The organism is Mixta calida, assembly GCF_002953215.1.
Lineage (GTDB): Bacteria > Pseudomonadota > Gammaproteobacteria > Enterobacterales > Enterobacteriaceae > Mixta > Mixta calida.
On record NZ_CP026378.1, the window covers coordinates 4,261,951 to 4,273,893 of the forward strand.

Consider the following 11,943-nt stretch of genomic DNA (forward strand, 5'->3'; position numbering starts at 1 on the left):
AAGTGTCGTAAAGATCGGTATGACGACGATTTACACCGCCCTGCTTTACCTTATACAGCCTCTGATTTGGCTGCGCCTCTGGCTGCGCGGCCGCAAAGCGCCTGCCTATCGTAAGCGCTGGGCGGAACGCTACGGTTTTTGCGTCGGCAAAGTAAGCCCAGGCGGAATCCTGCTGCATTCGGTTTCCGTTGGGGAAACGCTGGCGGCGGTGCCGCTGGTGCGGGCGTTACGTCACCGCTATCCTACGCTGCCAATCACCGTCACCACCATGACGCCGACCGGATCGGAGCGCGCCCAGTCCGCTTTCGGCAAAGATGTGCATCACGTCTACCTGCCCTACGACCTGCCCGATGCCATTAACCGTTTTCTGAATACGGTCGATCCCAGACTGGTGATCATTATGGAAACCGAGCTGTGGCCCAACTTCATCAAAGCGCTGCACGATCGGCAGGTGCCGCTGGTTATCGCCAACGCGCGGCTGTCGGCGCGCTCGGCGAAAGGCTATAAAAAGCTGGGTAAATTTATGCGTCAGCTGTTGCAGCGCATCACGCTTATCGCCGCGCAGAATGAGGAGGATGGCGCGCGCTTCGTCGAGCTGGGCCTGAAGCGCTCCCAGCTGGCGATCACCGGCAGCCTGAAATTCGATATTTCCGTGACGCCTGAGCTGGCGGCGCGCGCGGTAACGCTGCGTCGTCAGTGGGCGCCGCGCCGCCCGGTCTGGATCGCCACCAGCACCCATGAAGGCGAAGAGAGCATTATGCTGGAGGCGCATCGCCGTCTGCTGGCGCACTTCCCCGACCTGCTGCTGATTCTGGTGCCGCGCCATCCTGAACGTTTTGAAGACGCCCGTGAAATGACGCAGAAAAGCGGCTTCAGCTATACGCTGCGCAGCAGCGGCGAAATTCCATCCAGCAGCACCCAGGTAGTGATCGGCGATACCATGGGCGAACTGATGCTGCTCTACGGCATCGCCGATCTGGCGTTCGTCGGCGGCAGTCTGGTGGAGCGCGGCGGTCATAATCCGCTGGAGCCGGCCGCGCACGCGATTCCGGTGCTGATGGGCCCGCATACCTTCAACTTCAAAGATATCTGCAGCAAACTGAAGCAGGCCGACGGCCTGATTACCGTGACGGACACTGCCTCGCTGGTGCATGAAATCGGTAACCTGCTGGTGGATGATGACTATCGACGCTATCACGGCCGCCACGCCGTTGAGGTGCTTCATCAGAACCAGGGCGCGTTGCAACGTCTGCTTCAGCTGCTTGAACCTTACCTTCCGCCACGGAATCATTAAATGACCGAACGCCAACGTCTGTCAGTCGTGATGATCGCCAGGAATGAAGCTGAGCTGTTGCCCGACTGCCTGGACTCCGTCAGCTGGGCCGACGAGATTATTCTGCTCGATTCCGGCAGTGAGGACGCCACGCTCTCCATTGCGCAGCGATATGGCGCGAAAGTGTTTCAGTCTCACTCCTGGCCGGGCTATGGCAAACAGCGCCAGCAGGCCCAGGCGCATGCCAGCGGCGATATGATTTTGATGATCGATGCGGACGAGCGGGTCACGCCGGAACTTCGCGCCGCGATTGAGCAGGTGCTGAACGGCACGCCGCAGGCGGATAAGGTTTACAGCCTGGGACGGCTCAATCTGTTTCTCGGCCGCTTTATGCGGCACAGCGGTTGGTACCCGGATCGCGTGGTGCGTCTCTATCCGCATACCTACCGCTATAACGATAATCAGGTGCATGAATCGCTGGAAACCGGCACGGCGCAGGTGATTGCGCTGCCGGGCCATCTTCAACACCTCACCTGTCGCGATTTCTCCGCTTTTCAGCGCAAGCAACTCGCCTATGCCGAAGCCTGGGCGCAGCAGCGCCATCAGCAGGGTAAACGCTGCGGCGTTTTCTCCATCTTCAGCCATACGCTGGGCGCGTTCTGCAAAACGCTGCTGCTGCGCGCTGGCTTTCTTGACGGCCGACAGGGCTGGATACTGGCGATGGTGAATGCGCAATATACTTTTAATAAGTACGCGGCGCTGTGGGCGCTCGGTCAGTCAGCTACCGGAGGCAAATCATGAGTACCAGAGCTATCTACCCCGGCACCTTCGATCCGCTGACCAACGGTCATCTGGATATTTTAAGCCGCGCCGCGGTGATGTTTGACGAAGTGATTCTGGCTATCGCCGCCAGCCCAGGTAAGAAGCCGATGTTCAGCCTGAACGAGCGCGTGGCGCTGGCGCAGCAGGCGACGGCGCATTTAGCCAATGTGGAAGTGGTCGGTTTTAGCGATCTGATGGCTAATTTCGCCCGCGATCGTCAGGCGAACGTGCTGGTTCGCGGTCTGCGCGCGGTATCAGATTTCGAGTATGAGCTACAGTTGGCGCACATGAACCGGCACTTGCTCCCCTCGCTGGAAAGCGTGTTCTTAATGCCTGCGGAAAAGTATTCCTTTGTTTCTTCTTCGCTGGTGAAAGAGGTGGCGCGCCATGGGGGAGAAGTAGAAGCTTTCCTGCCTGAGCCTATTTACCAGGCGCTGCTGGCGAAGCTGTCCGCATAAAGCGCAGCCTCAGAAAGGCACGTATTCTGAGGCTATAGACGAAGCCAATTTAATCGCTACTTCTGGCAACTGCGGCAAAAAAAGGTGCTGCGCTGTCCATGCTTCGCGCTTTCAATCGGCGCGCCGCACGCGCGACAGGGCTCTCCGGCGCGACCATACACCTGCAGCTCCTGAGCAAAATAGCCCGGCTTGCCGTCGCTTTGCAGAAAGTCTCGCAGCGTCGTACCGCCCTGCTCAATAGAGCGCAGCAGCACCGCCTTGATGGTTTTCACCAACAGCGCAGCCTCTTCATGCGTCAGCGACATCGCCGGACGATCGGGCAGGATCCCAGCGGCGAAAAGCGACTCGCTGGCGTAGATATTGCCCACGCCAACCACCAGCTTATTATCCATCAGCCAGGGTTTTACGGCGGTACGCTTGCCGCGCGATTTTTCAAACAGATAATCCGTATTAAACTGCTCGCTAAGCGGCTCCGGCCCAAGATGCGCCAGCACATTGCTGCCCTGCAGGTCGCTGCTCCATAGCCAGGCGCCGAAACGACGCGGATCGGTGTAGCGCAGCACTTTGCCGTTGCTCATCACCAGATCGACATGATCGTGTTTCGCCGCCGGGATCTCTTCCGACAGTACGCGCAGGCTGCCTGACATGCCCAGATGAATGATGATCCACCCCTTCGGCAGCTCCAGCAGCAGATATTTCGCGCGCCGCTGGACGCTCAGCACCGGCTGATCGCTCAGGGCGTGAATCTCCTGAGAAACGGGCCAGCGCAGGCGCGGATTACGTACCACCGCGTGCAGAATCGTCTCTCCCACCAGGTGCGGTTCAATGCCGCGACGGCTGGTTTCTACCTCAGGTAATTCAGGCATGGCAGCTCCTCACGTTTTACGGTTTCATAAAAAACAAAAAACCCGGCCGGAGCCGGGTTTTTCATGGAAGCCGCAATTATTTAATTTTAGCTTCTTTGTACATCACATGCTGACGCACAACCGGATCGAACTTTTTCAGTTCCAGTTTTTCCGGCTTAGTACGTTTGTTCTTCGTGGTGGTATAGAAGTGACCTGTACCAGCAGAGGAAACCAGCTTGATCTTCTCACGAATACCTTTAGCCATGATTCAGTTCCTTAGTACTTCTCACCACGGGCACGCAGATCGGCCAGAACCGTATCAATGCCCTTCTTGTCAATTACACGCATACCTTTAGCAGATACGCGCAGAGTAACGAAACGCTTCTCGCTCTCAACCCAGAAACGGTGAGAGTGCAGGTTCGGCAGGAAACGGCGTTTCGTCGCGTTCATTGCGTGGGAACGGTTGTTACCGGTCACCGGACGCTTGCCAGTTACTTGGCAGACTCGTGACATGTCAATTCTCCAAAAATCAAATCAGCTCGAGCTTTAAAAATTAGGTTTTGGCCGCCTCGTCAGGCTTGTAGCCCATCCAGGCGAGTTCCATGCGAACCCGCTGAGCAGGCCTAAACGCCAAACCCGAGATTCTCAAAGGTGGCGTAGTATACGCCTTGTCGCGCCAGCGCTCAAGTCCCGAACAGATAAAGATCCCAGGGGATCGCTGAAACTGTACAGAAAAGAGCCGTTTTTCTTCTTACAGCCAGCCTCTTTCGGCAAAAGAAACGTATTCGCCCTTTCCAATGACCAGATGGTCAAGCAGACGAATGTTCATCAGCTGGCAGGCCTGGCGGATCTGCTGGGTAATATCGCGGTCGGCGGCGCTCGGCTCGGCGCAGCCGGAGGGGTGATTATGCGCCAGGATCAGCGCCGCCGCATTAAGCTTAAGCGCCGCGCGCACGATTTCACGCGGATGCACCTCCACGCTGGCGATGCTGCCGGAAAACATCTGCTGCGCCTCTAATACACGGTGCTGATTATCGAGAAAAAGGGCCATAAAGATTTCCCGCTCCTGATGAGCCAGCACGCTTTGCAAATAACGCCGTGTCACCTGCGGGCTTTCCAGCGCGTTTTCCAGCATCATCTGCGCGCTGAAAAAACGGCGCGCCAGTTCCGCCACCGCATGCAGCTGCGCCAGCTTGGCGTCGCCTACGCCTTTTATCACGCTGAACGCGCTTTTATCAGCGCTCATTAAGTGATAAAGCGAACCGAACGCCTGCAGCAGCTCATCCGCCAACGCCATTACCGGTTTGCCGCAGGCGCCGGTGCGTAGAAAAATCGCCAGCAGCTCGGCGTCGCTTAGCGCCGACGCGCCCAGCTTATGCAGCTTTTCGCGAGGTTTTAACACGTTCGTCTCCGCTCGGCATGTTAGTTTGCCAGGTCGCCACTTTGCGCCGGTCAGGGTAAAAGACGCTACCAAACGTGCTTAACTTTTCGGGACGGCTCGCAAAGGTGGCGGGATGCTAAACGGCGCCACGGGAAGAGTGTGGTAAAATCGCCGGATGATGTCACCGCCTGGCATGGCCAAAGGCGATTAAGGGCAGGAGTAAAAAATGATGGGATTAACCGGGAAACATATCGTATTAGGCGTAAGCGGCGGTATTGCGGCGTACAAAACGCCAGAGCTGGTGCGGCGTTTACGCGATCGCGGCGCGGAAGTGCGCGTAGTGATGACGGAGGCCGCCAAAGCCTTTATTACGCCGCTGACCTTACAGGCCGTTTCCGGCTACCCGGTCTATGACGACCTGCTCGACCCAGCGGCGGAAGCGGCGATGGGGCATATCGAACTGGGCAAATGGGCCGACCTGGTGATTCTCGCGCCCGCCACCGCAGACCTTATCGCCCGCGTAGCGGCGGGCATGGCCAACGATCTGGTGACGACGCTCTGTCTGGCGACCGCCGCGCCGCTGGCTGTGGTGCCGGCGATGAACCAACAGATGTATCGCGCGCTTCCAACCCAGGAAAACCTACAACGTCTCGCCGGACGCGGCGTCATGCTCTGGGGGCCGGACAGCGGCAGCCAGGCGTGCGGCGATGTCGGGCCTGGACGGATGCTCGACCCACTGGAGATTGTCGATCGCGCTGTCGCCTGGTCAATGCCGGTCAACGATTTGCAACATCTGAATATTATGATCACAGCTGGTCCGACGCGCGAAGCGCTTGATCCGGTGCGCTATGTTACGAATCACAGCTCCGGCAAAATGGGCTTTGCGATTGCCGCCGCCGCCGCCGCCCGCGGCGCGAACGTCACGCTGGTCGCTGGCCCGGTTTCGCTGCCGACGCCTGCCGGAGTGACGCGTATTGACGTCACCAGCGCGCTGGAGATGGAAAAAGCGGTCATGGCGCAAATTACGCGGCAGAACATTTTTATTGGCAGCGCAGCCGTGGCAGACTACCGCGCGGTGGAAATTGCGGCGGAAAAAATCAAAAAACAGGGTGATGAAATCACACTAAAGATGATAAAAAACCCTGATATCGTCGCCGGCGTAGGCGCCATGCGCGAACAACGCCCTTACGTCGTAGGGTTTGCCGCTGAAACCCGTAATGTGGAAGAATACGCCCAACAAAAACGTGTGCGGAAAAATCTGGACCTAATCTGCGCCAACGATGTTTCTAAATCCGGGCAAGGTTTCAACAGCGATACCAATGCTCTTCACCTTTTCTGGCAGGAGGGAGAGAAAGTTTTGCCGCTTGCGGACAAAACGCTCCTTGGCCAGCAGTTATTAGACGAGATTGTCAGCCGTTATGATGAAAAAAATCGACGTTAAGATTCTTGATGCGCGCGTCGGCAAAGATTTTCCGCTGCCGACGTACGCTACCTCTGGTTCCGCAGGTCTGGATTTACGCGCCTGCCTTGATGCGCCGCAGGAGCTGGCGTCGGGCGCAACGACGCTGCTGCCGACCGGCCTGGCTATTCATATCGCCGACCCTTCGCTGGCCGCGGTGATTTTGCCGCGCTCCGGTCTCGGCCATAAGCACGGCATCGTACTGGGCAATCTGGTTGGCCTGATTGATTCTGATTATCAGGGCCAGCTGATGGTTTCCGTGTGGAATCGCAGTCAGGAGAGTTTTACGATTCAGCCTGGCGAGCGCATCGCCCAACTGGTTTTTGTGCCGGTGGTGCAGGCGGAATTCAACCTGGTTGAGGATTTCGACGCCAGCACGCGCGGCGAAGGCGGTTTCGGTCACTCCGGTCGGAATTAAACGCACAGCGAACACCCTCCACAACCCGAATTTTTTATTTTTCAGCACCGTGAGTCGCCTTCTCACGGATGTTGCGTGGGCCTTTGCCCGTTTATGGTAAATCTCAGGGGTTTATAACGTCATGGCAGAAAAAAAGAGCGCGAAAAGGAATCGTCGCGATGAAATCCTGCAGGCTCTGGCGCAGATGCTGGAATCCAGCGACGGCAGTCAACGCATCACCACCGCCAAGCTGGCCGCCACCGTAGGCGTTTCAGAAGCGGCGCTCTACCGCCATTTTCCCAGCAAAACGCGCATGTTTGACAGCCTAATCGAGTTTATTGAAGACAGCCTTATTACCCGCATCAACGCTATTCTGAAAGATGAAAAAGAGACCATGACGCGCCTGCGGCTGATCGTGCAGCTCATTCTGGGCTTCGGCGAACGCAATCCTGGCCTGACGCGTATTCTGACCGGCCATGCGTTGATGTTTGAGCAGGATCGCTTACAGGGCCGCATTAATCAGCTATTTGAACGTATTGAGGCGCAGCTGAGACAGGTGATGCGCGAAAGAAAAATGCGCGAGGGCGAAGGCTTTGTCACTGATGAAACCCTGCTGGCCAGCCAGCTGCTGGCGTTCTGCGAAGGGTTGCTGTCACGCTTTGTACGTTCCGAGTTCCGCTATCAGCCAACGCAGGAGTTTGAAGCGCGCTGGCCGCTGCTGGCGGCGCAGCTGGTCTAACTGTGCAGAAAACGCCGGGCGGCGATTTTGCCCGGCGTCCTGACTTTACATCAGATGCCGTAGTTTTTACGGTAGGCGCGCACCGCCGCCAGATGGTCAGCCATTTCCGGTTTTTCTTCCAGATATTCAATCAGATCGCTTAGCGTAATAATCGCAGTGACGTGACACTGGTAATCGCGCTCCACTTCCTGAATCGCTGAAATCTCGCCGCGTCCGCGCTCCTGACGATCAAGTGAAATCAGCACGCCAGCCAGACGCGCGCCGTTGGCGGCGATAATTTCCATCGATTCACGGATGGCGGTGCCAGCGGTAATCACATCGTCGACCAGCATCACGCGCCCTTCCAGCGGGCTGCCGACCAGCAGGCCGCCTTCGCCGTGATCCTTCGCTTCCTTACGGTTAAAGCAGTAAGGCACGTCGCGCTGGTGGTGGTCAGCAAGCGCAACGGCGGTAGTAGTGGCGATCGGAATGCCTTTATACGCCGGGCCGAACAGCAAATCGAAGTCAACGCCGGAATCAACCAGCGCCTGTGCGTAAAAGCGCCCCAGCAACGCCAGGTCGCGCCCGGTGTTAAACAGGCCTGCATTGAAGAAATAAGGGCTTTTGCGCCCCGACTTCAGAGTAAATTCGCCAAATTTCAGTACCTGCTTGTTTAAAGCAAACTCAATAAAATCACGCTGCCAGGCTTTCATCTTTGCTCTCCTCAAAAATCAGATATAAAAAAGGCGACTCTCTGGTCGCCTGAAATAATCAGTTGTTCAGCGCCGCTTTCTGCGCCTGGATCAGGGTATCAATGCCGCCTCGCGCCAACGCCAGCAGCGTTAACAGTTCTTCGTGGCTGAACGGCTCGCCTTCTGCGGTGCCCTGCACTTCGATCATGCGGCCATCCTCCAGCATCACCACATTCATATCCGTTTCGGCAGCGGAATCTTCTACATATTCCAGATCGCATACCGCTTCGCCGTTAACGATGCCGACGGAAATCGCCGCGACCATGCCCTTCATCGGATTTTTAGCCAGCTTGCCTGCTGCGACCAGCGCATTAAGCGCATCCGCCAGCGCCACGCACGCGCCGGTAATCGAAGCGGTACGGGTGCCGCCATCGGCCTGTAATACATCGCAATCCAGCGTAATGGTGAATTCGCCCAGCGCCTTCAGGTCAACCGCCGCGCGCAGCGAACGTGCGATCAGGCGCTGGATTTCCAGCGTGCGGCCGCCCTGCTTGCCTTTTGCGGCTTCACGCGCGTTGCGGCTGTGAGTAGAGCGCGGCAGCATGCCATATTCGGCGGTAATCCAGCCCTGTCCCTGACCTTTCAGGAAGCGCGGCACGCCCTCTTCTACGGTGGCGGTGCAAAGCACTTTGGTATCGCCGAATTCAACCAGGACAGAACCTTCTGCATGTTTGGTGTAGTGACGGGTCAGGGTGACGGGACGCACCTGCTGTGTGAGACGGCCTGCTGGACGCATGGTTTTTCTCCGGCTTGCTAATATTGGCTGCGCATTATACGGTCTTCAGCCTGCTCTGCCTACCGGCCCTTTCCCCGCTTTGTCTCAGAAAAACCGGGGACGCGGCATTAGTCCAGCGTTTTACGGTAGGAAGCGAGCGCCACCGTCATCACTATTACCGCCAGGCCGCCCAGCGGCAGCAGATCGGGCAACAGCTCCGCAAACGTATAGCCTTTCAGCATAATGCCTTTAATCAGACGGATAAAGTAGGTTAGCGGCAGGCAGGAGCCCAACCACTGGGCCCAGACGGGCATGCTGATAAACGGGCTGATAAAACCGGAAAGCATGACGGAAGGAATAAAATAGAAAGAAGACATTTGCAGCGCCTGCAGCTGATTCTGCGCCACGCTTGAAATAGTGATGCCAATTGATAAGCAGAGAAAAACGTAAACCATCAGCACGCTAAAAAGCAGAAAAACGTTGCCCAATAACGGGATGTGAAACAGAAACACTGCGCAAAGCAGGATCAGGACAGACTGAAAAATGCCGATTAATACATAGGGAATAATCTTGCCGGTAATCACTTCCAGACTGGTCAGCGGGGAAATCAGCAGATTTTCTATCGCGCCGCTTTCCCGCTCCCGGGTAATGGCAAGCGCGGTCATAAGGATCAATGTGGTGCTGAGTATCGAGCCGATAATACCCGGTATGGTATTGTACTGCGTAATCCCCTCGGGATTAAACATACGATGGATCACCAACTCAAAATCGTCCGCGCTTATCTCGCTGCGCAGCGCTGGCGGCAGCGCATGCTGAAACAGGGTTTTTGACGCCTGTGTAATGGCGCTCAGCGCGTTGCCTATGGTTAAGGGATCGATAGCATCGCCTTGTAGCAGGATCTGCGGCTTTTCGCCGCGCAACATTTTTTGCGTAAACCCTTGCGGAATGGTCACGATAAAAATGACTTCGCCGCGTACAAACGCGGACCGCGCCTCTTTTTCCGAAGCCACAGGCATCATTGAAAAGTAGCCGGTATTTTGCGCTGCCGAGACAAAAACCTGACTTAAACGCTCGGTATCGTAGTTAATCAGCGCGGCAGGAATATTGCGCGCATCCATATTGACGGCATAGCCAAGTATGGTGAGCTGCAGCAGCGGCGTTACCACCACCATAGCGATGCTGATCCTGTCCCGACGCAGTTCGTGAATTTCTTTTATCACTACGCCAAGCCAGCGTAACAGGGAAAAGTTAACGCGTATTTTCTTTAGCATTGTTTTTCATCAGCCAGGTAAAGGCGTCTTCCAGGTTGGTTTCAACTCTGCAAACGTGATAGTCGGAAGGAACATGCTTCGAGACGATAGCGCTTAACAGGCTTTCGTCATTTGAGGTAACAAACAGGCTATTGCCGAATATTACCGTCTGTTCAATACCGGGAAGATTCAACAGCTCACTTTCCAACGCAGTCAGCCTGCTGCCGCTTATTTTGAAGGTGATAAGCTGCTGCGCCTCGATAATCGACCGCACGCTTCCGCTGGCCAGCAGGTTGCCGTAAGAGAGGTAGGCGACCCGGTGGCAGCGCTCAGCCTCATCCATATAGTGGGTACTGACCAGAATCGATATGCCCTGATCAGACAGCTGGTGCAGTACCTGCCAAAACTCACGACGCGCTTTAGGGTCAACGCCGGCGGTCGGCTCATCCAGAAAAAGCAGGGAAGGTTGATGCAGCATACAGGCCGCCAGCGCCATACGCTGTTTCCATCCGCCGGAAAGAAACTTCGCCAGCTGATGCTGACGGGAGATCAGGCCCAGCTCTGCCAGGGTGCGGTCAACGCGCTGTCGATATCGGTCCAGGTTATAAATACGTGCGATAAACAACAGGTTTTCGCGGATGGAGAGGCTGCCCCACATTGAAAAATGCTGCGTCATATAGCCTATATGTTTTTTAATCTTTTCGCGCTGCGTAAAGATATCCATATTCAGGCAGTGGCCGCTGCCGGAGTCGGGCGTAATTAAACCGCACATCATACGAATCGACGTCGTTTTTCCGCTGCCGTTCGGTCCAAGAAAACCGTAAATCTCCCCTTTTCTCACAGTAAGAGAAAAGTCTTTTACGACATGGTTTTCGCCGAAGCGTTTATTGAGCTTACAGACTTCGATACAGTTTTCATTCATCAGCAACGAGCTCAACGTTAACGGGCTGTCCTGTTTTAAGGAAGGGCGCATCCGCTTTTACCGGTACCGCCTCCGCCATAAACAGCAGCTTTTCCCGTCGCCGGGTGCTGTAGATCACCGGCGGAGAAAACTCTGCCTGCGGGCTGATATAGCGAACGTGACCGGAAAGCGCGCGTTTGCAGCCGTCACAGATTATGTTAACCCGGGTTCCGTGGCGGATCTCACCCAGCCGTTTTTGCGGCACGTAAAAACGTACTTTGATATTCTCCGGCGCAAGCAGGCTGATAATCGGCTTGCTGGCCGCAGGCATTTCGCCGGGCTGATATAAAATGTCATACACCACGCCGTCCAGCGGCGCCGTCAATAGCCTTTGCTGCAGCTCCCAGGCGGCTTTATCACGCTGAAGCGTTGCCGCCTGAACACGGGAACGTTGATGAGTAATTTCCGCCTGTCGCGCTGGCAGCCTTTTCAACGCCAGCTGATGCTGTAGCTCTTTTACCTGCGCATTTTTCTGCGCATACTCCCCTTTCGTAGCCTCCCACTCCGCAACTGAAATCATTTTTTCGCTATACAGGCGCTTTTTCCTGTCAAGCTGACTTTTCGCCACGCTGGCGGCCGATTTTGCCCGTTCAAGCTGCGCCTCGATCATCTCAATGCCCTCAGGCCGCTCTCCCCTTTGTAAATTTCGCAGCAGCGCCCGCTCCGCCTGAACATTCTCCTCAGCGACCCGTAGCGCGTTCTCCGCTAAAAAAGTCTCCATCTGCGCCAGCTTTTGCCCCTTTTTTACAGACTCACCTTTAGCGACAAACAACTGTTCGACTTTGTCCGTAAAAGGCCGCGACAGATAGGTAAATTCTCCGTAGGTATAGCCTGGCAGCGTAAAAGAGCCGGAGCCGTCACAGCCTGAGAGGCCCATTATTATCGCCAATAAATATAAACTTCTGGCTATCA

General features: G+C 56.0%; 15 protein-coding genes. 6 read left to right on the forward strand and 9 right to left on the reverse strand.

The annotated features are described in order from the left end of the window. The first annotated feature begins 19 nt into the window (after positions 1 to 19). Genes waaA through coaD form a run of 3 tightly spaced genes read left to right on the forward strand, consistent with a single transcriptional unit; the run spans position 20 to position 2,553 of the window. The gene (waaA, locus tag C2E16_RS20255) at positions 20 to 1,294 is read left to right on the forward strand and encodes a lipid IV(A) 3-deoxy-D-manno-octulosonic acid transferase (protein WP_038629129.1); all 1,275 of its coding nucleotides are present in this window, start codon (positions 20 to 22) and stop codon (positions 1,292 to 1,294) included. Continuing rightward, positions 1,295 to 2,074 carry a glycosyltransferase family 2 protein gene (locus tag C2E16_RS20260; RefSeq protein WP_038629131.1) on the forward strand — a complete coding sequence of 260 codons (780 nt, stop codon included), beginning with the start codon at positions 1,295 to 1,297 and terminating at the stop codon, positions 2,072 to 2,074. It abuts the gene before it with no gap. After that, complete coding sequence (coaD, locus tag C2E16_RS20265) at positions 2,071 to 2,553, forward strand: pantetheine-phosphate adenylyltransferase (protein WP_038629134.1); 483 nt, start codon at positions 2,071 to 2,073, stop codon at positions 2,551 to 2,553. The genes C2E16_RS20260 and coaD overlap by 4 nt, the downstream gene beginning before the upstream one ends. Positions 2,554 to 2,609: 56 nt before the next feature. Here the strand turns inward: coaD and mutM are convergent, their stop codons facing one another. From mutM to radC, 4 genes are all read right to left on the reverse strand, one after another. Next, on the reverse strand, positions 2,610 to 3,419 hold the full coding sequence (gene mutM / locus C2E16_RS20270; protein ID WP_038629136.1) for a bifunctional DNA-formamidopyrimidine glycosylase/DNA-(apurinic or apyrimidinic site) lyase: 810 nt from the start codon (positions 3,417 to 3,419) through the stop codon (positions 2,610 to 2,612). 76 nt (positions 3,420 to 3,495) lie between these two features. Then, the gene (gene rpmG / locus C2E16_RS20275) at positions 3,496 to 3,663 is read right to left on the reverse strand and encodes a 50S ribosomal protein L33 (RefSeq protein ID WP_013094893.1); all 168 of its coding nucleotides are present in this window, start codon (positions 3,661 to 3,663) and stop codon (positions 3,496 to 3,498) included. An 11-nt stretch (positions 3,664 to 3,674) separates the two neighbouring features. Beyond that, positions 3,675 to 3,911, reverse strand: coding sequence for a 50S ribosomal protein L28 (gene rpmB, locus C2E16_RS20280; protein ID WP_038629143.1), 237 nt, complete (start codon positions 3,909 to 3,911; stop codon positions 3,675 to 3,677). Between the two features lie 238 nt (positions 3,912 to 4,149). Beyond that, complete coding sequence (gene radC / locus C2E16_RS20285) at positions 4,150 to 4,800, reverse strand: RadC family protein (RefSeq protein WP_084969894.1); 651 nt, start codon at positions 4,798 to 4,800, stop codon at positions 4,150 to 4,152. Positions 4,801 to 5,005: 205 nt separating this feature from the next. Here radC and coaBC point away from each other — a divergent pair, with 205 nt between their 5' ends. The 3 genes from coaBC (at position 5,006) to slmA (ending at position 7,374) form a co-directional block, all read left to right on the forward strand. After that, positions 5,006 to 6,220: a bifunctional phosphopantothenoylcysteine decarboxylase/phosphopantothenate--cysteine ligase CoaBC gene (gene coaBC / locus C2E16_RS20290; protein ID WP_038629147.1), complete on the forward strand. Its 1,215-nt coding sequence runs from the start codon at positions 5,006 to 5,008 to the stop codon at positions 6,218 to 6,220. Continuing rightward, the gene (gene dut, locus C2E16_RS20295; protein ID WP_038629151.1) at positions 6,198 to 6,656 is read left to right on the forward strand and encodes a dUTP diphosphatase; all 459 of its coding nucleotides are present in this window, start codon (positions 6,198 to 6,200) and stop codon (positions 6,654 to 6,656) included. The genes coaBC and dut overlap by 23 nt, the downstream gene beginning before the upstream one ends. 121 nt (positions 6,657 to 6,777) lie before the next feature. Beyond that, positions 6,778 to 7,374, forward strand: a complete 597-nt coding sequence (slmA, locus tag C2E16_RS20300) for a nucleoid occlusion factor SlmA (protein ID WP_038629154.1) — start codon at positions 6,778 to 6,780, stop codon at positions 7,372 to 7,374. 50 nt (positions 7,375 to 7,424) lie between these two features. Here slmA and pyrE read toward each other — a convergent pair whose 3' ends face one another. The 5 genes from pyrE to C2E16_RS20325 form a co-directional block, all read right to left on the reverse strand. Next, the gene (pyrE, locus tag C2E16_RS20305; protein ID WP_038629156.1) at positions 7,425 to 8,066 is read right to left on the reverse strand and encodes an orotate phosphoribosyltransferase; all 642 of its coding nucleotides are present in this window, start codon (positions 8,064 to 8,066) and stop codon (positions 7,425 to 7,427) included. Positions 8,067 to 8,124: 58 nt separating this feature from the next. Beyond that, positions 8,125 to 8,841 (reverse strand): ribonuclease PH, encoded by a 717-nt coding sequence (rph, locus tag C2E16_RS20310; protein ID WP_038629158.1) that lies wholly within the window; start codon positions 8,839 to 8,841, stop codon positions 8,125 to 8,127. A 107-nt stretch (positions 8,842 to 8,948) separates the two neighbouring features. Then, on the reverse strand, positions 8,949 to 10,091 hold the full coding sequence (locus C2E16_RS20315) for an ABC transporter permease (protein ID WP_038629160.1): 1,143 nt from the start codon (positions 10,089 to 10,091) through the stop codon (positions 8,949 to 8,951). Continuing rightward, entirely contained in the window at positions 10,069 to 10,992 is a 924-nt protein-coding gene (locus C2E16_RS20320; RefSeq protein WP_104951613.1) for an ABC transporter ATP-binding protein, read from the reverse strand. The genes C2E16_RS20315 and C2E16_RS20320 overlap by 23 nt, the downstream gene beginning before the upstream one ends. Further along, on the reverse strand, positions 10,985 to 11,908 hold the full coding sequence (locus C2E16_RS20325; RefSeq protein WP_244555246.1) for an HlyD family secretion protein: 924 nt from the start codon (positions 11,906 to 11,908) through the stop codon (positions 10,985 to 10,987). Before C2E16_RS20325 ends, C2E16_RS20320 begins: the two co-directional genes overlap by 8 nt. Between the last annotated feature and the right edge of the window lie 35 nt (positions 11,909 to 11,943).